We start from the raw sequence: 22,166 nt of genomic DNA, 5'->3' as shown, positions 1-22,166 counted from the left end.
GAGAAAAAAATTTTATTCTCCGGTTAATTAATAGAAAATTTGGACAAATTGATCGAGAATTAGAAACTGAGATTATGAGTTTAAATATAGAAATTCTGGAATCTTTGGGAGAGGCAATATTTGATTTAGATACAGTGGCAGATTTGCAACAGTGGTTAGATAATCTTTAATCTCAGGACTTACGCAAAACAGAACGAAAGTAGGGGTAATTCATGAATTAACCCTACGTCATAATCCTGTTTTTAGTCCAATCTTACGTAAGTCCTAAATCTAAAATCTCAATCTAAAATCTCTACAATATCCTCTAACACCAACTTTTTAATTATGAGTCAAGAAACTTTACAAGCAAGCAGAGAATGGTGGTCCCAAAGATGGTTAGATTTACTAGATTCTTATCGTTTTAAAAAGCGGTTAGAAAGGGCGAGAAATTATTCTCGACAAGGTAATGTTTTGAGTATTGAATTTAAAGGGGCGAAGGTTTTAGCAAAGGTACAAGGTAGTGAAGTAGAACCTTATAAAGTTTCTTTATTTCTTGATGCTTTTAGTGATGAAGAATGGGGTTATGTGATTGAAACTATGTCTCATAAGTCGGTTTTTTCTGCTAAGTTATTAGCGGGAGAAATGCCACAAAATATAGAAGATGTGTTTACAAGTAACGGACTTTCATTATTTCCTTTTACCTTGGGTGATGTTCATAGTAAATGTTCCTGTCCTGATAAAGCAGTACCTTGTAAACATATTGGGGCGGTGTATTATCAATTAGGCGATCGCTTTAGTGAAGATCCTTTTGTATTATTTCAATTACGGGGACGTACCAGAGAACAAATTATTAGTGATTTACGAAATTTACGCAGCAGTAAACTTGTAGAAAAGTTGGTAGAAAAGTTGGCAGAAAAGTCGGAGGAAACGACTAGCAAACAGGAACAAACAGAAGTTCAAAAACCAATTTCTGAACATCAATTTTCATTAAAATCAGATAATTTTTGGCAATATAATGAGCCATTAGAATCTTCTTTAGTGGTCATTTCTCCTAGTGTGGGTGAGACGGTGTTAGATGTTTTGGGTAAAATTCCCTTAGCTAAAGATGAGGAAAATTTAGTCAGTTCATCTGCGGGTGATGTGACAATGAATTATTTACAATCCGTTTATAAAGATGTGAGTCAAAAGGCTTTTTTAGCAGCAATGAAGAATTGACAATTGACAATTGACAATTGACAATTGACAATTGACAATTGATAATTATTTCATTCAAGGTTGAAAACCTTCCATTTTAAGAGGAAATGCGATAATGCCAGATGGGGAAGTTTATACAACAGATGTTGATTTAGACTTCAATAAACCAGATGCACCTTTACCAAAAGAGATAAAAGAGATTAAAATTATGACTCGTGAAGTTATCCGTACCGATAAAGCACCCGCTCCCGTTGGACCCTATAATCAAGCTATTGTAGCTTCTGGGAAAATGCTGTTTGTCGCTGGACAAATTGCTATTGATCCCCGTTTAGGTGATGTGGTTTATACCGATGATGTCACCAAGCAAACGGAACAGGTGATGCAAAATCTTCAAGCTATCCTCACAGAAGCCGGCGCTACTTTTAATGATGTGGTGAAAACAGGTGTATTTTTAGCTGATATGAAAGATTTTGCTGCTGTAAATGCAGTTTATGCAAAGTATTTTTCTGAAGATACCGCCCCTGCGCGTGCTTGTGTGGAGGTTTCCCGTTTACCTAAAGATGTGTTGGTAGAAATTGAATGTATTGCTGTGATTAGTTAACAGATTTTTCTTAAGTATACTATTAGCGGGCAAGACTTGTACTGAGCTTGTCGAAGTATGCCCGCACCACAAGAGTTTTATTTTATAATTTGGTGGGTTTTGGCTACCCTACTTTTAGTTTTCTGGTTCGATACCTGCTGCACGTAGTTGTGCTGCTAGTTTGTCAGCACGTTGTTTTTCTACTTCTATTTCCTGTTGTTTTTGTGCTACTAACTCAGAACTCCACAACAATAAATTTCCTTGTTCATCCCACCATCTTAACCATTTAGTGGTGAGATTTTCTCTTGTACCTTCCCAAATACCCAGATAAAGTTTGATTTCTTCTATCCAGTAATGTTGGTTTTGATCAGGTGTTTCTATTTGGTATTGTTCACTATTTTTATCTAAGCGATAAACTTCTAATTCTCCTCTATCTGGTTCAAAAATAATATAGTTAGGAACTTTTAATATTCTTTCATAGAAAAACCATTTTCCAGGAGGATAAGTTGGTTTACTAGAATATTCTGTTCCGTCGGTATCAGAAATAAATTCCATGACAATAACCGGAATGTCTCCCTGTAGTTGGGGTGTATAACTCCGAAAGACTTCTTGCTTAGTTGTGCGAATTTCGGGTATATAAGCCCAGTCAGGTGCTTTAACGACAATTTTGCCATTGAGTGTGGCGCAAATGCCGTAATTGGTCGTTGTCAGGCAATTGGGAGCAAGTTTACCTGCTAGTTGGAGGCTTTCGGTTAGGGCTGCGGCTTGGGTGGGTTGGTAGATGTTATCCACTGGATCGTCGGGAAGGATGTAATCATCGGGTAATTTTTCCCAAGTGATTTGATAGTCTTGGGTGGTGATGATCATGGTGGTTTTTCCTGTTTGCAGGTTTATCAATGATTATATAGCAGGAGTCAGGAGTCAGGAGTCAGGAGAAAGAATTAATTTTGATGAAATTACCAAGTAATTACAGTCAAAATAGGTATTTTTATTAACTCTTGATCTGCCGTTACCAAACTGGCTGTATTTTGTATTGCTGTTGCTGTAATTACTGCATCAGGTAATTTTAAGCGATATTGCTGACGAATTTTAATAATATTATCAATTAATAACGTATCTTTTGCTGACAAACCAACAACTTACACACGCTGAATAAACTCTTGAAAAAGCTGATGATCTAATTCCCTTAAACCAGAAAATGCCAAAAATTCAATTTGACTAATAACGGAAATTCCGATCCAATCAGCGTTTTGTAATATTTGCAGCAGTTGATAATTTCCCTGAAACAAAGCCACAACCCCATTTGTATCTAACAGATAACGATCACCATTCATCTTTTAAAGACCTTTGCATTTCAACTGCATCTCCTCGCCAATTTAAACGCCCCACTAAATCAGAGAAATCATACTTGTTCAGTTTCTTATCAGTTGAAATAGCTAAACTTTCCACATTCTCACTATCAGAATTTAAAGCATACCGTTTTTGTAGTAATTCTGTCAAATCTGAAGATAAATCTCCTTTAAGTAAGGACATTGCTACCTGTGCTTGTTCATCTGGTGGTAACTGTTTTACAACTGCAATCAGTTGTTCTAGGGTAATAGGAATAGATATCATTGCATCTTGAAATATTGTTTACTTAATTAAAGTATAAAGCTATTTAAAACCATTTTGTTGCAAATCCTGTAAAAAATCCTTAAAAAGAAATCATCCTGTAAGTCCTCAAATCCTGGACATCCTGATTCTGACAATTTCCTATGTCAGCAATAACAAGGTAGGGGTTTGCATTGCTAAACCCCTACATATTGTACCTACTGACTCGCTTTTTCTGTTAACTTAGTCAACACATCATTAGACCTTTCCACAAAAGATTTCATCCCCTCAGCATCAAAGCCTTTTTGAGACATCAATGCCAAATCATAAACGTGCTGACAAATCATTTTTGTTAACTGCGCTGTGGGTGATTCTCCATCACCTTGAATAATACTTCCTTGGTTCAAGGTTAACAAGTTTTGAATCAAAGGATGGGCGGTATTTACTAACAAAATATGATCTTCAGGAAATTCTGCATTTTGCTGTTGCATCATGGCGTTCATATCTCGCAGACGACGCAAAATTTCTGGTAACAATACCATTGCTGGTGGTGTTCCTTGGGGATTATCTGATTTTAACGCCTCGGTACGAATATTAACTTTTGGTTTGTTGAGTGATTTTTCAAATAATTCTTTGATAATTTCACTCTTGGTTTTGTTGGTTGTGGGGTCTACAATTTCCCCTGATTTATCATCTAATAATGTATTATCAATGTCAGAGTCTACCCGTGTAAATTTAACATCCTGATATTCTCTTTCTAGGAAGTTAATAAAATGGGTATCAATGAAGGAGTCCATAAATAGAACTTCTAAACCTTGGTTTTTATGCAGTTCTACATAAGTTGCTTGACTCGCTTCATCGGTGCAGTAGAAAACTTTATTTTCGTGACGTTCTTTGTTGCGTTCTAAATATTCTTTGAGGGTGGTGTAAGGTAAGCTGGTGGTGTTTTCTGGGGTGACATCTTGCCATACATCACCGTCAGAAGATTGTACTTCTACTGCGGGGGTTTCTGTTTTTTCTGCTTCTAATTTGGCAGTGGTGCGGAAAACGATGATGTCTTCAACTTGTTTTTTAAATTTGTCGTCGTTGAGAACACCAAATTTAACAAATGTGCCTAAATCTTTCCAGGCATTGATATATTTTTCTTTGTCGGTGCGATATAATTCTTTCAAACTATCGCCGACTTTTTTAGCGATGTAATCCCCTATTTTTTTAACAGTGCGATCGCCTTGTAATGCACTACGGGAAACGTTCAAAGGAATATCTGTACTGTCAATTACCCCCCGCATTGGTAGTAAAAATTGGGGAATAATTTCATCACAGTTATCACTTACAAAAACCTGATTACAGAATAACTTTGTTTGCCCTTTTGTTACATCTACATCAGGACGCATTTTGGGGAAATACAAAATCCCGTTAATAATAAACGGATAATCTGTATTTAGATGCACCCATAACAAAGGTTCTTCTTGGAAAGGATAAAGATAGCGGTAAAATTCTAAGTAATCTTCTTTGGTTAAACTACTAGCAGATTCTCTCCAAACAGCTTTTTGTTGATTCAATACTTCCCCATCTAATTTGATGGGAACTGGCATAAAATCACAGTAAGTTTTAACTAAATTCTTGACTCTCGCAGGTTCTAAATATTCTTCCTCGTCGGGCATTAATGTTAAAGTAATGGTAGTACCGCGAGAAGTACGAGAAGATTCATCTAATGTAAATTCTGGTGAACCATCACAGGTCCAATGTACTGCTGTTGCACCTTCTTTATAGGAAAGGGTGTCAATTTCGACTTTTTTCGCCACCATGAAGGAGGAATAAAAACCTAAACCAAAATGTCCGATAATTGGTTGATCGGCTTTTCCTTCATATTTGTGAATAAATTCTTCCGCACTGGAAAAAGCAACTTGGTTAATATATTTCTTGACTTCTTCTGCTGTCATTCCAATGCCATTATCAGAGATAGAAAGAGTCTTTTTATCTTTATCAATGGCAATGGTAATTTCTGGTTCACCGATATCTCCGTTGTATTCTCCTGCACGGGAAACCATTTTGATTTTTTGGATCGCGTCTACTGCGTTGGATACCAGTTCCCGCAAGAAAATTTGATGATCTGAATAGAGAGATTTTTTGATAATGGGGAAAATATTCTCAGTATGGATACTGATTGTACCTTGTTCTAACATAGTTATCCGTGTGTTTGATTTACTTGCAGATAATTCTGAGGATCAATTTTCGACTATATATGTCTTTTGTGAGGTAAGGAATACCTCTAAATAATGATTCGGATTACACTACCATGTGAGGTGGATTGGTGACTGGGAGGAGAATTTTAGTTTTTCGTAGGTTGGGTTGAACAAAGTGAAACCCAACAAACCGTTAGAAACGTTGGGTTTCCTATCGTCAAACCAACCTACATAATTATATTTTTTTGGGTTAACCGAAAAGTATTGGGTTACTATTTGAATCAGGAGGTATAAGTTATGGAAGAATTGCTGGAATTGAAAGAATTGCTGATCAGTGGCAATATTCCTGATGCGTTGCTGCTAGTTGAAGAGATGACGGAAATGAGTAAAGATGACAAGCTGAATAAGATTTTTAGTTTTGGTAAAATTATTCTTCTCCATCTAATTAAACAAGCAGCGGAAAAACGTACCACTAGATCATGGAATTTGTCTATTGCTAATGCAGTGAAAGAAATTCAACGCACAAACAAGCGTCGTAAATCAGGAGGAATGTACTTTACCAGTGAAGAATTGCGAGAAACCCTAGAAGATGCTTATGAATTATCATTGAATGGTGCAGCAAAAGAAGCATTTGAAGGTAAATATGAAACTGAAGAATTAGCAGTAATGGTAGATAAGGAAATGATATTACAACAAGCTATTGATTTAATTTTAGAAAATGCCAAGTAAACAAAATAGCAAGTAAGAGTTTAGCAATGCTAAACTCTTTTATTTATCAAGTATATGAATACTTTTTAAGTGTAATTATCCTATGAACTTTAACAACATTGACAAACAAACAAACATCACACAAGACGGCGAAGGTAATACCCAAATCAATAATATCTTTCCCTCTCTTCCACCACAACTAGAAGCAAACCCTTTCACACCACCAAAACCCGTGAAGGTCGACTGTTTGGCCGAGAAGAGGAATCACCGGAACAAGTACCAGGAGGAATGCAAGCACAAAGAGGTTTACAAGCTAAATCCTGAATAAGTCATGTTTGAGTAAAATAAATATAGTGCGATTTTGTGGGAAATTCTCACTAACCTAATTGTCTGAATCAGGATGTCCAGGATGATAGGATTTACAGGATTATATTTGTCAAAATACTTGATAAATTACTCACATCCTGAATAATATCATGTTTGAGTAAAATAAATGTAGTGCTATTTTGTGGGAAATTCTCACTAAACTAAGTATGTATAATTTACGTAAAATTCATAATTAACTTACCAAAAACCATTAATAATAACTACTCAACCCATAAATAGAAAACTTCTTAGATAGAAAATGACACAGTGATTCAAGTGAAATCCATAAATCATCCACAATAATCACTATTGTATCTATCATCCTGTAAATCCTATCATCCTGGATATCCTGATTCAGACAATTAGATGCTTTGCCAAATTAAGAGGAAGATTCAAAACTCACATCTTCATAAACATCATTTATAGAACATTGAAAATCTACACTTGCTAAATGTAAATTTTCCTCCTTTCCATAACTATACAATACCCATTGTCCTTCTGAATTACGACGAAAAACATCTACATTGATTTTATTTTGACTGACTAACACATATTCTTGGAGTGTGGTTAAATTACGATAGTCAGCAAATTTATCACCTCTATCAAAAGCTTCTGTAGTAGGAGATAAAACTTCGATAATTAGACAGGGATAACGTAAAAAGTTATTAAAGGCTTGATCTCTTTGATCACAACTAACAATTACATCAGGATAAGAATAAATATCCATTGTTTCAATATGTGCTTTCGTGTCGGAAATATAAGCTTGACAACCTTTTCCGCGCAGATGATTTCTTAACATAGCAAACACATTGCCACTAATAACTACATGAGTATTACTAGCACCAGCCATTGCATAAACTTGTCCCTGTCTGTATTCATGTTTGATAGAACTGGTTTCTTCTAATTCTAAATATTCTTCAGGGGAAATATAGTTATAACTAGGATTTGCAATCATAGAAAATCACCTCAATAAATATATTAGGTAATGCAACACAATCTTGTGGGGTTAATTATCCACTCCCACAAGATATATAAACCTACACCTCAGAAGATGCTTCTACTAATTTAACTGTTTTTTTCCCCACTGATACTTTGACTGATTGTTTTTTAGAGAATGTCAGTCCGTTTTCACCTTTATCAATGATAATTGTATCCCCAGAAATAAAGGTATTCTCTAATAATTTGGTAGCGAGGGGGTTTTCGACTTCCCGCTGAATAGACCTTTTTAGCGGACGTGCGCCATAAACTGGATCATAACCAGCTTCAACTAAATAATCACAAGCAGCTTGGGATATTTCAAAGAATATTTTTTGCTCTTTGAGGAGTTTTTCCACCCGTTTTAATTGAATACGGATGATATGGCGCATTTCTGAACGACTGAGGGTATGGAATAAGATCAAGTCATCAACGCGGTTAAGAAATTCGGGGCGGAAGTGCGATCGCAAACCTTCCATCACTTTATTTCGCATCAAATCATACTTTGAGTCATCACTGGAAACATCGAGAATATGATCACTACCAATGTTACTAGTCATGACTATGACTGTATTTCGGAAATCTACGCCCCTTCCTTGAGAGTCCGTAACTCTACCGTCATCTAATACTTGCAGTAGAATATTAAATACATCGGGATGGGCTTTTTCCACTTCATCCAGCAACACCACAGAATAGGGATGACGACGGATAGCTTCGGAAAGTTGACCACCTTCTTCATAACCGATGTATCCAGGAGGCGCACCCACTAACCGAGAAACTGAGTGTTTTTCCATGTACTCGGACATATCTAAACGCACCAAAGCGTCATCAGAATCAAAGAGAAATTGAGCTAAGGCGCGGGCGAGTTCGGTTTTACCTACGCCAGTGGGTCCCATGAACAAAAATGAACCAATAGGACGTGAGGGATCTTTCATTCCCGCACGAGCGCGACGAATAGCAGCGGAAACAGCAGCAACAGCTTCTTCTTGTCCAATAACTCTTTCGTGTAAATGGCTTTCTAATTTCAGTAATTTCTGGCGTTCTGACTCTAACAGGCGGTTAACTGGTATACCTGTCCATTTGGCGACTATTTCCGCAATGTCAGCTTCGGTGACTTGTTCCCGTAGCAGGGTAGAACCTTGATTTTGAATTTCTAATAGCTGGGCTTCTTTAATTTCCCGTTCTCTTTGTACGCCTTCTAATTTGCCATACTTCAATTGTGCGGCTTTGTTTAAATCATAATTTCTTTCAGCTTGTTCAATTTGCACCCGAAGCGCATCTTCTTCTTTTTTTAAAGTGCTGATAGCTTCTAATAATTGCTTTTCTCCTTGCCATTGTTCGTTAAAAGTTTGCTGTTTAAGGGTTAAAGTGGCGATTTCCTGTTCTATTTTGTCTAAACGTTCCTTAGTTTGCGGTGTAGCTAGTTCTTCCCCTGATAAGGACAGTTTTTCCATTTCTAGCTGCATTAAGCGTCTATCAATGGTTTCCAGTTCCGCAGGTTTGGAGGTGATTTCCATTTTTAATTTCGCTGCGGCTTCGTCTACTAAGTCAATAGCTTTATCAGGTAAAAACCGATCTGCAATATAACGGGCTGATAATGTTGCTGCTGCCACTAAAGCGGAATCGGAAATTTTCACGTTATGGTGTACTTCATAACGTTCTTTTAAACCTCTTAAAATAGAAATTGTGTTTTCTACAGTGGGTTGGTCTACATATACCTGTTGAAACCGCCGTTCTAATGCTGCATCTTTTTCAATATATTTGCGATATTCGTCTAAAGTTGTTGCACCAATACAACGCAATTCACCACGGGCTAACATGGGTTTAAGTAAATTACCCGCATCCATTGATCCTTGTTGGTTAGAACCTGCACCAACGACGGTATGCAGTTCATCAATAAAGAGAACTACCTGCCCGTTAGATTCCGTAACTTCTCGGAGAACATTTTTTAAACGGTCTTCAAATTCACCACGGTATTTTGCACCGGCAATTAAACTACCAATATCTAAAGATATCAATTGACGGTTTTTCAAAGACTCAGGAACGTCACCGTTAACCATTCTTTGGGCTAAAGCTTCGGCGATCGCAGTTTTACCAACGCCAGGTTCACCAATCAAAACCGGGTTATTTTTGCTACGTCTGGATAAAACTTGAATAACTCGCCTAATTTCATCATCACGCCCAATAACCGGATCTAATTTTCCTGCTTTGGCTTGTTCCGTTAAATCTCTACCAAAACGTTTTAAAGCTGGTTCATTAAGATCCGCAGATTCTTTTTCTCCCGCTTTTGTAGAAACCCTTTGAGTCACGCGAACATTTTTAACAGCAGTTTCTAACTTAGCAATATCAACACTTAAACCTTTAAATATTCGTCTGCCAATGCGTTCATCTTCCGCAAAAGCTAATAAAATATGACCTTCCGAGATTTCCCCATCCCTCATTCTCCCACGAATTTCTTCGGCTCGATCTAGCAGCAAATCTAAATTTCTTCCCAGATACAACTGATCACTTTTAGCTACTTTGGGCTGACGTTTAGTATAACCTTCTAATTGCTCCTGTAACCGAATCGGATCAATTTCCGCACGGGCTAAAATACCTGAAGTTACACTGCTAGATTCTTCTAAAAGGGCAAGAATTAAATGTTCTACTTCTAATTGTTGTTGTTGATAAGCGCGGACAATATCTTGAGATTTAATAACAGCATCCCAAGCTGTATCAGTAAATTTATTTGGATCTGTAGGCTGCATTTTTAAGATTTTCGATTTTAGATTTTTAAGATTGACGATTTTAGGTTATAAATTGGTGATTGGCAAATAATCACAAGTTTATACAGACGATGGTGATGGTGGGGCAAAGCCCACCCTACTCTAAGATAAGATACTTCAGACGAGAATTACTGACTAACCAGTTGTGCTGGGGATTTTTCTGTTTCTGTTGTACCGTGAGTAGCCAGTTGAATCAATTCAACTTTATAACCATCGGGATCTTCGACAAAAGCGATCACTGTTGAACCGTGTTTCATTGGACCAGGTTCGCGGACTACCTTACCCCCACGGTTTCTAATTTCCTCACAGGTGGAGTAAATGTCATCTACTCCCAGGGCGATATGACCATAGGCGTTACCCAAATCATATTTTTCCACACCCCAGTTATAGGTTAATTCTATCACAGTGTGGTCGCTTTCATCCCCATAACCTACAAAAGCCAGGGTAAATTCTCCACCTGGGTAATCTTTACGTCGCAGTAATTTCATGCCCAGGATATCGCAGTAAAATTGCAAGGATTTTTCTAGGTTGCCTACCCGCAACATTGTGTGTAGTAATCGCATATTCACCATTTTGATTAACTATTATATTTTATATCTCATTAGAATCAGAAATCTGAATTATTCAAAAATTTGGGATATTATCGTTAATTATTAAGTAAATTTTATCAGTGCTTGTGATATAATTTATTTTAATTTAGATGGAGTAAATATTATGCTTTCATCACCTTTATTGTTGCAAATGCCATCATCAATGACTGATGATCAATTTTTTGAATTTTGTCAATTAAATCGAGATTTGAGAATTGATAGAAAAAATCGGCACGTTTATATTTATCGTCCTGGGGAAGATGTAGAATGTTTAGAAAATCCTGATGTGGTTAATTGTGAACCTATTTTACCGGGGTTTGTTTTAAAAATGGGGAAAATTTGGTAGGTATAGATTTTTGTGAGATTGTGCTAAAATTAATTTCAATTCAGATGGAGTAACTTATTATGCTTTCATCACCTTTAATATTACATTTTCCCTCATCAATGCCCATGACAGACGATCAATTTTTTGATTTCTGTCAAGAAAACCGTGATTTACGCATTGAGAGAAATAAATATGGAGAAATATCAATTATGCCACCAACAGGTTCAGAAGGCGGTAATAGAGAAGGTAGAATCATCCAACAAGTAATGAACTGGACAGATGAAGATGGAACAGGAATAGCATTTTCATCTAGTGCAGGTTTTAAACTTTCCACAGGTGCGGAACGTTCTCCTGATGCTGCTTGGATAAAGTTAGATAGATGGAATAGTTTAACACCGGAACAACAGAAAAAGTTTGCTCCGATTTGTCCTGATTTTGTGATTGAATTAAGATCAGAATCAGATAATTTACAGTCTTTAAAAGATAAAATGTTGGAATATATGCAAGAACCAGGAATACAATTAGGGTTATTAATTGATAGAAAAAATCGGCACGTTTATATTTATCGTCCTGGGGAATATGTAGAATGTTTAGAAAATCCTGATGTGGTTAATTGTGAACCTGTTTTACCAGGGTTTGTTTTAAAAATGGGGAAAATTTGGTAGGTGTGATGGTTAGCTAAAATATACGATAAAATTAAAATAAACAGCGAGTAGGAAATATGAGTAAAATATCAGTCAAAGCAGTAAAAAATCTATATGAACAAGATTTTTCTCTTTGGGTTGAGGATACAGTCAATAAATTAAAAGCAAGAGACAATGAAAATTTAGATTGGGAAAATTTAATTGAAGAGGTAGAGTCTTTGGGTAAAAGTCAGCGTAAAGCAGTTAGGAGTTTTTTGGTAAGGTTATTGGAACATTTGTTAAAGCGGTGTTATGTACCAATGTCAGACTGTTATCGGGGTTGGGAAATTGAAATTAGAAATTTTCGTCAACGTTTACAAATTGAGTTAGAAGACTCACCGAGTTTGAAAGGTTTTGTTTTAGAAATTCTTGATAAAAGTTATGAAATGGCTTTAGAAAATGTCAGAGATGGTTATCCTGATGTTTATTTTTCTGATGTTTTTCCATTTCCCAGTGATGTAGATGCTTTGTTAAATAGGAAGTTTTGGGAAGAATAATTATAGGGTAGGGGTAAAGCAAAAGTTTATTGGTGTTAATTTAGGTGACAGATGGCTTATAACCACCAATTACTAAATACTTTACTTGATTATCGTTTAATAATTGTATAAATTCTTTGAAATCTTGGTTCAACATCGTACTGATACTGGTATTGGTGATATTCCCGACGAATTTGTTCTAGTGCTTCTAAACGTTTTTGATATGATTGCTTCTGCCAATAATAAAAATCGCTTTTTTGTTGTTTTTGATTAACTTTAGTAACAACTTTTTCCATTGTTCATTTCAAGAAAGTGCTATCCATAAAATTATAACTCATAAAATGTATCTTGTAAACCCCTAGATTTTATAAATCAATATTTCCGCTTTTTCCATCTTCTGTTATCTAAATTTAGATCATAATTTATCCTTCTATTATTTTAATCTCTTCTGGTGTTAATTCATAAAGTTGATAAACCATTTGATCAATTTCTCTTTCTAATGCAGTTGTATCTGCATTCGGATCTAATTTTTTAGCATTGAGGATTTGATCAACCAGGTTTTCTAGTGATAATTCTTCAATTTCTGTAGGTTCTTTAATGGGTAACATTTCAATTTTATATTTTTTCCATCTATTTGTACCCATTCATGTGGTAGTTGAAATTTGGTTAAAATACCATGCTGATAGTTGGGAATTTAAAATTGCTAATAAATATTTCAGCTTTTCACCAGTCATCAAAAAAGTAGTAGCTTCAGCATAATAGTTACCATCATCAAAAGCAAATTTAGGTTGATCAGATATTTCACCCCAAACTATTTTAGGTTTTTCAAAATCTTCTAAATAAGCACAATTTCTTAAATTTGTCCAATGTTTACCTTTGTCTTGTCGTTGTTCAATATCAGGAATAAAAGAACTTAAATAATTATAAATAGATGGATAATTTTCTTCAGCTTTAATTCTCTCAATATTCTTTTTTCTAATTCCATTGTGTGTATTAATTAAGTAGAATCCAGAAAACTCATAAGTATATTTTTTTAAATCTCTACCTCTTAAAATTGGTTTAATTATTTCTGATGATTTTTCATTTTCAGAAATTAATTTATTTTTAGTTTCTTCGTTGATAATAAAAGCTGCATTATATCCTGTTTTAATCCCAAAATTAATGGTGATCTTAAAATCTTTTAATTTTTTACCGATTTGTTCTATTCTTTGTTTCAATTTTCCAACTTTTTCGTTTCCTATAATCCATTCTGATGTATTAGGTATTTTAAATTCAAAACAGTTATTAATAAAATATTCATCTAAAGAAGAACCAAATATATAATTACTCATTAAACTAGCTACATTAAAACATTCATTTAGTTGATCTTTTTTGAGAATTATAATATTTGATTCTACGGTTGCTTCTTCAAAAATCTGGGTATCTTCAATATTTAATAAAATATTGGGGTGCATATTATCAATAAAATATCTTTTCAAAGCATCACCATAAATCGTCTTTAACCAAGAATTAGAAGTAATATAACTTAAAAATCCTTGTTTCCTTAAAATACAATTTCCTTGTTCATAAAACAAGCAATAAATATCTGAACCTTTTGTATAAGTTTGATATTTGTTTTCAAAATAAGAAGTTTGATATTTATCTTTAATTTTAGATAGGGAAAAATAAGGAGGATTACCAATAACGACATCAAAACCAACAAAAACACCATCATTATTCAAAACTTCGGGAAACTCAAACCTCCACTCAAAAGCATTATCATAAACCTTCCCACTTTCTATATCTTCAATTTCAACTCGTAACTTATCAATCTCATTATTTAACTTAGCAATCTTTTGCTCCCGCGCTTTTTTCTCAGCTTTAGTTTCCTCAAACAAAGAAGTTTGAGTTTCTAAATTCTCAACTTCACCCTGTAACTTTCTTAACTTAGTCTTATTAGGATCACTTAATCCCAATGTTGTCTTTAAATTACCTTTAATATCATTAATTAACCTTGTCATTTCCCGCTTTTGTTCCTTATTTTCAGCATTGCGGTAAGTTTGTACAGCATTTCTATAAGTTTCAATACTGCAATTACTTCTATTTAAAGCAACACGCAAATCAGCATCTAACGCAAAACGACTAATTAAAGAATTACCACATTTGATATTAATATCAATATTCGGTAAAGTTTCTAATTCTCCTACATTCCCCTCTCCTCGTAGGAGAGGGGTTAGGGGAGAGGTTTTATAATAAGCATTTTTTAAAAGTTCAATCCATAACCGCAACCGACATATTTTTACAGAATTGGGGTTAATATCCACACCAAATAAACAATTTTCAATAATCGTCTGTTTTTCATGAAACAGCGTTTCTTGTACTCGCTGACTTTCCTTACTTTTAGGAGTATATTCAAATAATAACCCATCTTCATCAGTAATAACTAACTCATCGTTGACAACTTCAATATCATATTCCTTTAATCTTTTACCTTCCCTATCAAGTAAAATTTTCAGTTCGCTTTTAATCGCAATAATTTCATTCAAAGCAGAAACTAAAAAATGTCCAGAACCCACAGCAGGATCACAGAGTTTTAAACTATTGATAATAGTGTTAGCTTCTTTTTTATCTTCTATTTTGTCATACAAATCATGAATATTTTCACATTTCCAACCTTTAAGATCATTAAATTTCTGGATCACTGCTTTTCTAATGGTTTCTCGACACATATACATAGTAATGAAACCAGGAGTAAAGAAAGAACCATCTTTATAACCGTTAATTTTCTCAAAGATTAAACCCAGTACAGCAGCATTAATTAATCTTTTATTCTCTTCCTGAATTTCTTCCCCGGTTTCACTACTAAAATCATAAGCATTGAGAAATTCAAAGAGATATTCTAAAGCATTAATTTCACCAGTGCGTTTTTTTCCGTTGCTATCTTTTAAAATAGTAGAGGAGAAAATTTCCAGATTCTCATTTCTGAGATTATTAATAAAAATCGTTACTTGTTCAATATCCGTCGGTTCAAATAGTGAACTATTCAAATAAGGAACATGAGAAAAGCTTTTTTGTACGGTTTGATTTCTTTCGTTATGTTTACGAGCTAATACGCTGAAGAAAAGACTATTCAGATCATCATAATTTCTGACTTTCTGTAAATTCAAAAATCCAAAGGATAAATCATTTTTATGATATTTAATTAATTGCGCTTCTAGTAATTTCAAAAAGAGGATTCTATTGATCCAAGTAATTGCTAATTCTAAACCAAGATTGAAAAGTTGTTCTTGGTAAGTTTCTCCAAATTGTTCTGGTTTCTCTAACCGAGAAATTTTATCTAAACTATCGAGTTGAATAATGGCATTTTCTATTAATGAACCGACATTTCTTTCAGTTTCTTTTTTCCTTTGAATCAGTTTTTTACTACCTTCCTTAATTTCCGTTAACCCGATAATATGTAATAGTTCGCTATAAAATCCTTTGTCTAGGGTGTTGCTATCATTTGCAAAGGGTAATTTTAATAAATGTTCTGGTGAAAATAACTTAAATAGTGGAATTAATTTAACATCATTAGCATTTTCTCCAGGTTGTGAATATTCTTGTAAATATTGCTGATATTCTCGAATATCAAAATGTGTAAAGGTAATTTTATCGCTAATTTCATCAATTGCAGGTTTAGCAATCTCTTTATAAAAGAAGTCTGTTTTTTTATTGCTTAATCTTCCAGCTTCAAAATCTGTAAATTGCTGAACTAGGGTTTTATTTTCTATAAATGCTTTCTCAAATATATTAGCATCAAAAATGAACCATTCATAAATATTAGTCGCTATTAAATATTTGATTTCTAAATTTTTAGCTGTCAAACGTTCCCGCAGAAAATATAAAACTAATTCTTGAAATGCTTTGGTGTTTAAATTATCAACTTTGAGCATTTCGCTTTTATTTGTTGGTTTTTTAAATTCTAAAATTACACCTACTGTACTTTTAGCATCTTTACCATTATGAATAACTAAGTCATTTCTATTTTTAGTGTTAATAAAATGATTTGCGCTATGATTGGTACTATAATATGTGTTCTTGAAAAAGTCCCCAATCAGATTTTTATGAAACTCTTCTGATTCAGATTCATTGATCTTATCAATTAATGATTGTAGATTCTTTTTAAAATTCTCAATTTCAGTTCTGTTAGGTTTAACTTTGAGAAATGCTTTATTTAATGATTCTCTTGGTTGAATTTTATGGATTTTATGAAAGTTTGTGTTGTTCATTTTAGTTAAATCTACCTTTTAGCTAATATTGTTACCTAACAAGTTCACAAGAAAATTGATTAAATTAAGTTTCTCTAAATTTATCTATTGTATATCTAATTTGTATAAGTTTAACAGGTAGGATGCCCGTTCCACAAGACTTGAATGATTAATTTTTAATTATATTATACCATCAATACCCACAAATAATTAGAAAAGCGCGAAAAAATGAAGTATGTAACAAAAAGTAAATATTGCCCCAAAGTGTTTTATCTTCTGACTTCTAGTTTCTGATAGCGATCGCCCTTTAGCCACCTTCACAAGAAAAGAGCGATACCTGCGGTTAGCTAACGCTAACGTTTTTCCGTATCTATAGAAAACAGACTGAGATAACAGTATAATATAAATAGCTTTACCCCTAATTTCTATGACATTAACAGAAATTTTACCCTCACTGCAAAAATTATCTCATCAAGAAAAAATCAAAGCCATTCAATTTTTAGCCACAGAATTAGCTAAAGAAGAACAAATTTCAGTAACAGAATCGCTTGAGTATGGTCAGATAGATACAGAATTAAATTTTCAGCCTCTTAGTGAAAAAGACATGATTGAACAAAGCAAATCTGCCTTAGAAACCTACCTGCGTACAGCTTCAGGAGTCAAACATGAACAAGTCCAGCAATGGGCAAATAGTTTAATAATTAAACAATAGAACTAATGTCAGAGATAGTTTGGACTGAAACTGCTATTAATGATAGACGATTTCATCTGGTGACATTCTCATCCGTTCATACCAAATGACGATATTTTGTACTTTAATTCGATGTCCAGCAATACGAGGTTTACCACCACATATACCTGGCGTTATTTCAATATGATTAGTAATTACTGCTGTCATAAATTATCAGTTTATTTTTTAATATATTATATCTAAAAATATCCATATAGCAGATGTAGCGATCGCATTTAAACCTTCATCTTCCTAACGCTACTCACATACCATATTCCATCTTCTTTGTCAATCCCCCTAATTCCTAACCTGCAAATAACAGCATCAAAATAGTTGAATCTCATGCCAGGGATTTTTGATAAATCACTGGCTTTTTTGCAGGTTTTTATTTTCGTGTGTTCTGAAATTCTTACCAGTAAGGGCTTTCAATCTGCTGCTTAAAACCCTGTCTTTAAAATAGGCACAATAAGGCAAATTACAAATTCTCTTAAATCATACCAGAAGGCTGAAAATATTGCAATACCGTTAGTAAATAAAAATAATTCTCAATTAAATATTAAGAAAATATAAAGGCAAGATTTTTGATAGTTATGTATTTTCAATCAATTTCTTGCGAAACAATAAGATTATTTTATTTTTTCCAGAAATAGAGAGTTAACATTATTAACACTTATATAAATTGACAGAAATCTGCATCCTTATTATTAACTGAGTCTTATTATAGATAAAAGCTGATTACTAATATTTGCATACTTACCAAAAATCAACCTTACACATCAAACTCCCGCATCAATGGAAATCTTCTTTAATCTCAGCCAATTTTCCGTTAAAAACGCATAAACTAACGATTGGTTTAGGACTAAACTGGAAAGTCTTAACCATCAAACACAAGGAGAAAGCAGGAATGACAAAATTAGACACCGCCATTGAAGCCATTGTAGCCCGTGAAATCCTCGACTCACGGGGTAGACCTACCCTAGAAGCAGAAGTACATCTAGCTGGGGGTGCAGTGGGATTAGCGCAAGTTCCTAGCGGTGCTTCTACAGGTACATTTGAAGCTCACGAACTGCGGGATGACGATAAAAGCCGTTATGGTGGTAAAGGAGTCCTCAAGGCGGTAAAAAATGCCAATGAGATATTAGCACCAAAATTATTAGGGTTGGATGCCCTCAACCAAGAGTTGTTAGATAGAACAATGATTGCTACAGATGGTTCTCCTAACAAAGCTAATTTAGGCGCGAATGCTATTTTAGGAATTTCCTTAGCAGCAGCTAAAGCAGGTAAGCTAAAGTTAATATTTTTGATTTAGTAATGCCACAGTACGATTTATTTCATAATCAAGTTAAAAATGCCCTCAATAAAGATGGATGGACAATTACTGATGATCCATTTATATTAGAATATAAAGGTTTGCGTTTATACGCTGATTTGGGAGCAGAAAAGTTATTTGCAGCCCAAAAGATGCAGCAAAAGATAGTAATTGAAATCAAGGTTTTTAACAGTCCTTCTTTAATTTCAGAATTAGAAAAAACATTAGGACAATATAATATTTATGTTAGTTTAATAAAAAGGATTAATCCAGAACATAAATTATATTTAGCAATTCCTGAAGCTGCTTATAAAGACTTTTTTCTCAAACCAGCTATTCAAGATATTTTAAGTGATCAACAGCAGATTAATTACATCATTTTTGATCCAATTCAGGAGGTAATTTTACAATGGATAAGTTAAATAAATACAGAGAAATTATAGTTAGTATTGTGAAAAAACACGCACAATATAAACCTAGTCATGGTCAAATTGAGGCTTTGTGTATTTGTGATCAAGAATCTGATAATTATTTGTTAATGGATACAGGTTGGGATAAAACAGGTAGGGTTCATGCAGTGGTGTTTCATTTGCGAATTATTGATGGTAAAATCTGCATTGAATGGGATGGTACAGAAAGGGGAATAACTGGGGAATTATGGGAGTTAGGAGTAGAAAAGGATGATATTATTTTAGGGTTTATTCGTCCTGAATATCGGCAGTTTACAGATTTTTCTGTGGCTTAAAACACAGCACTTACTAGGATGCGTCAGATGTCAAAAATCTGTTTATCTGCAAATTTCACGGTTTATCTGCAAATGCCATACCGCAATTGGGACAATGAATATCAAAGCTACTCCAAACAGATGTTTTATGATAGTCCCAATAATAGCCATGTTTAAATAGTTTAGTTGAACAATTCCAACAATAGTTTATGTGTGTTTGATGTCCACAAGTTCTACAGTCTGCTGTGTATTTTTTTGCACTTTGTTTTGGGTGAAGATTTACGCTGGTACTACCACAATTCAAACAAAATAAATCATTAGTAGGTTTTGGATCTCTTGTATTTCCATTGTTTGCATTTTTATTACTTTCTAAAAGATACTCAAAAGCCATTCCAATTAATTTTTTTAGGTTATCTGTAAAATTTGGTTTGTGCGTAATATATCCATACTTGTGCAATTTTATATATGCTATTTAACATCAAGCACAAATAGCGATTTTCATAAATATCGTAATTTTCAATAAATGTTTTTGAAGGTAAAACCCTAGCACTACCACCAATACTTACTAATTTTCTGTAAGTTTCAGCGATAGGTTTTACTTTCTCTATTTTGGCAATACCTTTTGAGGTTAATAATTCAGATTTAGGAGTTTTTTCAATTGCATCATAAGCTTTTAAAAAATAAATAATTGATTTACTTTCTGAATAACGGAATATTTTATCATAATATTTTAACTCCAATCTACTAGAAGTTATGGGTGATTTTTTAGAGGTTATTAAATTCCATAATTCACCTTCAAAATCATTTTTAAGTTGTTCAAAGTTAAAATCCTGAATATTACTGTTTACATCAATAATAATAGTATCTGTTAATTTGTCTAAATCTTGAAAAATACCTATTTCAATCTTACCAATTGTATTTATAGAAGGACAAGGATGATATCCAATTCCCCTTTGTCCTATCTCCCATTCTTCTCCTTTAATTATCCATAAATCATCTTTCAAATTAAAAAGAGAATTATGATATTTTCCATCACTACCTTTTAACAATGGTGTATGCGGTGTTTTTACACAAAATTGAAAATACTTACCATCCTCTTGAGTATAGAGAACAATATCATATTCATATGTATTTATATTGCCAGGTTTTATTGTTGGTTTCAATGGCCTTGCGCTTTTGGTGATACTTAAATATTTGTCGCGTGACTCCCATTCAATAGAAATCATTAAGACTTCAAAATCTTTCATCATGTCTTTCCTTTATATTATGCAAAAAAGTTAATTTCAGAGTCAATTTGAGGGTTATTTTTGGTGTTTTTTATCATTTCTGATAGAAAATCATGTGAGACTTTACCTATTTCTTCACTACCGTCTGTTTTATGGTAATAATTTTCAAACAGGGTTTTAAGATGAGAACCGAGAAGTTCTAATACCTCTAATTTACTACTACCATTTTGGGAAATTTGGCTACTATCAAAGGAAAAGCGAGGTAGGACTTTTTGAATAATGATAATATTTAGGGAAATTTTATCATTATTACCGTAATTTTCATAAACCTGCTGATTAAATTTAGCATAGTTCAGTGATTGACGAATAGACCTAACACCAAAGTCAATATTTAAAGGTAATAGAAATTTTTCATTTATTTCTTTTAAATTCCTACTAATGTAGGAATCATCCATTTTAGGGTATTCTTCCCTTTGGGAAAAAACAACTGGGTTCACATAAACTGGTTCTAACTTCAGATCATATTCCGAATTGTCAAAAAATGTTTTTACCTTTTTTTCATAAAGTAATGGATTTTCAAACTTTACAATATGTACACGATCTAATATCTTAGGTGAAAAGTAATTTGTGGTTTCATCAACATTAATAGCACCAATAAACCTGACATTATTCGGTATCTTGATAGTAGATGGAAATTTCAAAATATCCATTAAACGTCTTTTTGTTTTGGTGTGTAATTGCAAAAGAGATTCTTTTTCATTGTTACCAAAAATTTCTAAAAAGCGCGTTCTTGCCTCATCATTATTTAAAAAGTCCTGCCAAGATTTTATTTTAATATCCTTAGCACTGTTTTCAAGCAGGTTTAATAAAGTCTTAAATTCTGATATGAATAGTTCTTCTTCATGTTTGGCATATAATTCAATTTCTGGTTGACTACTGCGTTCTTCTAATTTTGAAAGAAAATCTGCAAAGTAATATTCAACTCTTGCTAAATTCATCTCATCCAGGCAAATGAGATATAATTGATCTGGATTGTGAATAGCCTCTACTATTGCTTCTGTGAAAGGTGTAGGCAGAAAAGACATCTGAATAGGGTTATAATATCCCAGCAAATCATCTGAACTTGTCCAATTAGGTTTAACAGGTATAATCTTGGCAACACCACCCAATGCTTCCGCAAATGCTTTGACAATTTGGGTTTTACCCGAACCTGACAAACCACTCAAAACAATTAAATCATTTGTTCTTAATAGGGTCAAAAAATTTCTGATCTGAAATCTTGTATAAATCAGATTTTTTTGATGAAATAAGTATTGATGTAAATGATCTGCTAATTGTGCAAAATTACTTTCTAATTCGTTGTCAAAACTTAAATAATTACTAGGAATGACGTATTTTTCTCTGGATAGTGAAATATACTGTCTTTCCTCATCCTCGCTCAAAAATTCTAAGTTTAGGCAAATATTAATCTTTTGCTGAAGAATTTTTATGGTGTTTTCCATTTCCGTTTTTTGATTTATTATTTGGTCAAGTT

At 33.7% G+C, this 22,166-nt stretch carries 22 protein-coding genes and 3 pseudogenes; 11 read left to right on the top strand and 14 right to left on the bottom strand.

Annotation, left to right across the window (positions count from 1 at the left end; translation table 11 throughout):
• Positions 1 to 14 precede the first annotated feature (14 nt).
• The 3 genes and pseudogenes from IQ237_RS12285 to IQ237_RS12275 form a co-directional block, all read left to right on the top strand.
• Positions 15 to 170 (top strand): DUF4351 domain-containing protein, encoded by a 156-nt coding sequence (locus IQ237_RS12285; protein ID WP_309225754.1) that lies wholly within the window; start codon positions 15 to 17, stop codon positions 168 to 170.
• A 154-nt stretch (positions 171 to 324) separates the two neighbouring features.
• Positions 325 to 1,194, top strand: coding sequence for an SWIM zinc finger family protein (locus tag IQ237_RS12280; protein ID WP_194055482.1), 870 nt, complete (start codon positions 325 to 327; stop codon positions 1,192 to 1,194).
• An 88-nt stretch (positions 1,195 to 1,282) separates the two neighbouring features.
• Positions 1,283 to 1,774 (top strand): annotated as a pseudogene (locus IQ237_RS12275) (RidA family protein); the annotation flags it as partial.
• A 114-nt stretch (positions 1,775 to 1,888) separates the two neighbouring features.
• Here the strand turns inward: IQ237_RS12275 and IQ237_RS12270 are convergent.
• The 5 genes from IQ237_RS12270 to htpG form a co-directional block, all read right to left on the bottom strand.
• Positions 1,889 to 2,620: a Uma2 family endonuclease gene (locus IQ237_RS12270; protein WP_194055480.1), complete on the bottom strand. Its 732-nt coding sequence runs from the start codon at positions 2,618 to 2,620 to the stop codon at positions 1,889 to 1,891.
• A gap of 89 nt (positions 2,621 to 2,709) precedes the next feature.
• Positions 2,710 to 2,883 (bottom strand): PIN domain-containing protein, encoded by a 174-nt coding sequence (locus IQ237_RS26285; RefSeq protein ID WP_228020105.1) that lies wholly within the window; start codon positions 2,881 to 2,883, stop codon positions 2,710 to 2,712.
• Positions 2,884 to 2,892: 9 nt separating this feature from the next.
• Positions 2,893 to 3,087 (bottom strand): hypothetical protein, encoded by a 195-nt coding sequence (locus IQ237_RS26280; protein WP_228020102.1) that lies wholly within the window; start codon positions 3,085 to 3,087, stop codon positions 2,893 to 2,895.
• The gene (locus IQ237_RS12260) at positions 3,077 to 3,367 is read right to left on the bottom strand and encodes a hypothetical protein (protein WP_194055499.1); all 291 of its coding nucleotides are present in this window, start codon (positions 3,365 to 3,367) and stop codon (positions 3,077 to 3,079) included. The genes IQ237_RS26280 and IQ237_RS12260 overlap by 11 nt, the downstream gene beginning before the upstream one ends.
• 194 nt (positions 3,368 to 3,561) lie before the next feature.
• Positions 3,562 to 5,529 (bottom strand): molecular chaperone HtpG, encoded by a 1,968-nt coding sequence (gene htpG / locus IQ237_RS12255; protein ID WP_194055478.1) that lies wholly within the window; start codon positions 5,527 to 5,529, stop codon positions 3,562 to 3,564.
• A gap of 297 nt (positions 5,530 to 5,826) precedes the next feature.
• On the opposite strand from htpG, the gene IQ237_RS12250 reads away from it, so the two are divergent.
• Positions 5,827 to 6,258 carry a DUF29 family protein gene (locus IQ237_RS12250; RefSeq protein ID WP_194055476.1) on the top strand — a complete coding sequence of 144 codons (432 nt, stop codon included), beginning with the start codon at positions 5,827 to 5,829 and terminating at the stop codon, positions 6,256 to 6,258.
• A 724-nt stretch (positions 6,259 to 6,982) separates the two neighbouring features.
• Here the strand turns inward: IQ237_RS12250 and IQ237_RS12245 are convergent.
• The 3 genes from IQ237_RS12245 to gloA all read right to left on the bottom strand — a co-directional run bounded on the left by IQ237_RS12245 (position 6,983) and on the right by gloA (position 10,906).
• A complete protein-coding gene (locus IQ237_RS12245; RefSeq protein ID WP_194055474.1) occupies positions 6,983 to 7,558 on the bottom strand; it encodes a Uma2 family endonuclease in 576 nt (191 codons plus the stop codon).
• Between the two features lie 82 nt (positions 7,559 to 7,640).
• Entirely contained in the window at positions 7,641 to 10,325 is a 2,685-nt protein-coding gene (gene clpB, locus IQ237_RS12240; protein WP_194055472.1) for an ATP-dependent chaperone ClpB, read from the bottom strand.
• Between the two features lie 146 nt (positions 10,326 to 10,471).
• Entirely contained in the window at positions 10,472 to 10,906 is a 435-nt protein-coding gene (gene gloA, locus IQ237_RS12235) for a lactoylglutathione lyase (protein ID WP_096566329.1), read from the bottom strand.
• Positions 10,907 to 11,057: 151 nt separating this feature from the next.
• Here gloA and IQ237_RS12230 point away from each other — a divergent pair, with 151 nt between their 5' ends.
• The 3 genes from IQ237_RS12230 to IQ237_RS12220 are packed head-to-tail and all read left to right on the top strand — an operon-like array spanning position 11,058 to position 12,438.
• Positions 11,058 to 11,279: a hypothetical protein gene (locus IQ237_RS12230; RefSeq protein ID WP_194055471.1), complete on the top strand. Its 222-nt coding sequence runs from the start codon at positions 11,058 to 11,060 to the stop codon at positions 11,277 to 11,279.
• A 59-nt stretch (positions 11,280 to 11,338) separates the two neighbouring features.
• The gene (locus IQ237_RS12225) at positions 11,339 to 11,923 is read left to right on the top strand and encodes a Uma2 family endonuclease (RefSeq protein WP_194055469.1); all 585 of its coding nucleotides are present in this window, start codon (positions 11,339 to 11,341) and stop codon (positions 11,921 to 11,923) included.
• A 56-nt stretch (positions 11,924 to 11,979) separates the two neighbouring features.
• Positions 11,980 to 12,438: a DUF29 domain-containing protein gene (locus tag IQ237_RS12220; protein WP_228020099.1), complete on the top strand. Its 459-nt coding sequence runs from the start codon at positions 11,980 to 11,982 to the stop codon at positions 12,436 to 12,438.
• An 89-nt stretch (positions 12,439 to 12,527) separates the two neighbouring features.
• Here the strand turns inward: IQ237_RS12220 and IQ237_RS12215 are convergent, their stop codons facing one another.
• The 3 genes from IQ237_RS12215 to IQ237_RS12210 all read right to left on the bottom strand — a co-directional run bounded on the left by IQ237_RS12215 (position 12,528) and on the right by IQ237_RS12210 (position 16,664).
• Positions 12,528 to 12,713: a hypothetical protein gene (locus IQ237_RS12215; protein ID WP_194055467.1), complete on the bottom strand. Its 186-nt coding sequence runs from the start codon at positions 12,711 to 12,713 to the stop codon at positions 12,528 to 12,530.
• Between the two features lie 126 nt (positions 12,714 to 12,839).
• The gene (locus IQ237_RS26275; protein ID WP_228020096.1) at positions 12,840 to 13,061 is read right to left on the bottom strand and encodes a hypothetical protein; all 222 of its coding nucleotides are present in this window, start codon (positions 13,059 to 13,061) and stop codon (positions 12,840 to 12,842) included.
• Positions 13,062 to 16,664 (bottom strand): Eco57I restriction-modification methylase domain-containing protein, encoded by a 3,603-nt coding sequence (locus IQ237_RS12210; RefSeq protein ID WP_228020093.1) that lies wholly within the window; start codon positions 16,662 to 16,664, stop codon positions 13,062 to 13,064.
• Positions 16,665 to 17,070: 406 nt separating this feature from the next.
• On the opposite strand from IQ237_RS12210, the gene IQ237_RS12205 reads away from it, so the two are divergent.
• Complete coding sequence (locus tag IQ237_RS12205; protein ID WP_194055465.1) at positions 17,071 to 17,355, top strand: hypothetical protein; 285 nt, start codon at positions 17,071 to 17,073, stop codon at positions 17,353 to 17,355.
• A gap of 42 nt (positions 17,356 to 17,397) precedes the next feature.
• Here the strand turns inward: IQ237_RS12205 and IQ237_RS12200 are convergent.
• Positions 17,398 to 17,541, bottom strand: a pseudogene (locus IQ237_RS12200) (DUF433 domain-containing protein); the annotation flags it as partial.
• A gap of 736 nt (positions 17,542 to 18,277) precedes the next feature.
• Here IQ237_RS12200 and eno point away from each other — a divergent pair.
• From eno to IQ237_RS12185, 3 genes and pseudogenes are all read left to right on the top strand, one after another.
• A pseudogene (gene eno, locus IQ237_RS12195) lies at positions 18,278 to 18,655 on the top strand (phosphopyruvate hydratase); the annotation flags it as partial.
• A gap of 29 nt (positions 18,656 to 18,684) precedes the next feature.
• A complete protein-coding gene (locus IQ237_RS12190) occupies positions 18,685 to 19,104 on the top strand; it encodes a XisH family protein (protein ID WP_194055464.1) in 420 nt (139 codons plus the stop codon).
• The gene (locus tag IQ237_RS12185; protein WP_194055462.1) at positions 19,092 to 19,427 is read left to right on the top strand and encodes a XisI protein; all 336 of its coding nucleotides are present in this window, start codon (positions 19,092 to 19,094) and stop codon (positions 19,425 to 19,427) included. Before IQ237_RS12190 ends, IQ237_RS12185 begins: the two co-directional genes overlap by 13 nt.
• A gap of 389 nt (positions 19,428 to 19,816) precedes the next feature.
• Here IQ237_RS12185 and IQ237_RS12180 read toward each other — a convergent pair whose 3' ends face one another.
• Both IQ237_RS12180 and IQ237_RS12175 read right to left on the bottom strand, forming a co-directional pair.
• Positions 19,817 to 20,653: a hypothetical protein gene (locus IQ237_RS12180; RefSeq protein WP_194055460.1), complete on the bottom strand. Its 837-nt coding sequence runs from the start codon at positions 20,651 to 20,653 to the stop codon at positions 19,817 to 19,819.
• Positions 20,654 to 20,670: 17 nt separating this feature from the next.
• Positions 20,671 to 22,134 carry an AAA family ATPase gene (locus IQ237_RS12175; RefSeq protein WP_194055458.1) on the bottom strand — a complete coding sequence of 488 codons (1,464 nt, stop codon included), beginning with the start codon at positions 22,132 to 22,134 and terminating at the stop codon, positions 20,671 to 20,673.
• Positions 22,135 to 22,166 lie beyond the last annotated feature (32 nt).

It is taken from the genome of Sphaerospermopsis sp. LEGE 08334, from assembly GCF_015207205.1.
Classification (GTDB): Bacteria; Cyanobacteriota; Cyanobacteriia; order Cyanobacteriales; family Nostocaceae; genus Sphaerospermopsis.
The sequence above is the reverse complement of the archived record's forward strand: the minus strand, read 5'-3'. Positions and strand labels throughout refer to the sequence as shown.

Excerpts from the sequence above, each read along its gene's own strand:
- IQ237_RS12280 (WP_194055482.1), top strand. The coding sequence starts at position 325 with ATGAGTCAAGAAACTTTACAAGCAAGCAGAGAATGGTGGTCCCAAAGA.
- IQ237_RS12270 (WP_194055480.1), bottom strand. The coding sequence starts at position 2,620 with ATGATCATCACCACCCAAGACTATCAAATCACTTGGGAAAAATTACCC.
- IQ237_RS26280 (WP_228020102.1), bottom strand. The coding sequence starts at position 3,087 with ATGAATGGTGATCGTTATCTGTTAGATACAAATGGGGTTGTGGCTTTG.
- IQ237_RS12260 (WP_194055499.1), bottom strand. The coding sequence starts at position 3,367 with ATGATATCTATTCCTATTACCCTAGAACAACTGATTGCAGTTGTAAAA.
- htpG (WP_194055478.1), bottom strand. The coding sequence starts at position 5,529 with ATGTTAGAACAAGGTACAATCAGTATCCATACTGAGAATATTTTCCCC.
- IQ237_RS12250 (WP_194055476.1), top strand. The coding sequence starts at position 5,827 with ATGGAAGAATTGCTGGAATTGAAAGAATTGCTGATCAGTGGCAATATT.
- IQ237_RS12245 (WP_194055474.1), bottom strand. The coding sequence starts at position 7,558 with ATGATTGCAAATCCTAGTTATAACTATATTTCCCCTGAAGAATATTTA.
- clpB (WP_194055472.1), bottom strand. The coding sequence starts at position 10,325 with ATGCAGCCTACAGATCCAAATAAATTTACTGATACAGCTTGGGATGCT.
- gloA (WP_096566329.1), bottom strand. The coding sequence starts at position 10,906 with ATGCGATTACTACACACAATGTTGCGGGTAGGCAACCTAGAAAAATCC.
- IQ237_RS12230 (WP_194055471.1), top strand. The coding sequence starts at position 11,058 with ATGCTTTCATCACCTTTATTGTTGCAAATGCCATCATCAATGACTGAT.
- IQ237_RS12225 (WP_194055469.1), top strand. The coding sequence starts at position 11,339 with ATGCTTTCATCACCTTTAATATTACATTTTCCCTCATCAATGCCCATG.
- IQ237_RS12220 (WP_228020099.1), top strand. The coding sequence starts at position 11,980 with ATGAGTAAAATATCAGTCAAAGCAGTAAAAAATCTATATGAACAAGAT.
- IQ237_RS12215 (WP_194055467.1), bottom strand. The coding sequence starts at position 12,713 with ATGGAAAAAGTTGTTACTAAAGTTAATCAAAAACAACAAAAAAGCGAT.
- IQ237_RS26275 (WP_228020096.1), bottom strand. The coding sequence starts at position 13,061 with ATGGGTACAAATAGATGGAAAAAATATAAAATTGAAATGTTACCCATT.
- IQ237_RS12210 (WP_228020093.1), bottom strand. The coding sequence starts at position 16,664 with ATGAACAACACAAACTTTCATAAAATCCATAAAATTCAACCAAGAGAA.
- IQ237_RS12205 (WP_194055465.1), top strand. The coding sequence starts at position 17,071 with ATGACATTAACAGAAATTTTACCCTCACTGCAAAAATTATCTCATCAA.
- IQ237_RS12190 (WP_194055464.1), top strand. The coding sequence starts at position 18,685 with ATGCCACAGTACGATTTATTTCATAATCAAGTTAAAAATGCCCTCAAT.
- IQ237_RS12185 (WP_194055462.1), top strand. The coding sequence starts at position 19,092 with ATGGATAAGTTAAATAAATACAGAGAAATTATAGTTAGTATTGTGAAA.
- IQ237_RS12180 (WP_194055460.1), bottom strand. The coding sequence starts at position 20,653 with ATGAAAGATTTTGAAGTCTTAATGATTTCTATTGAATGGGAGTCACGC.
- IQ237_RS12175 (WP_194055458.1), bottom strand. The coding sequence starts at position 22,134 with ATGGAAAACACCATAAAAATTCTTCAGCAAAAGATTAATATTTGCCTA.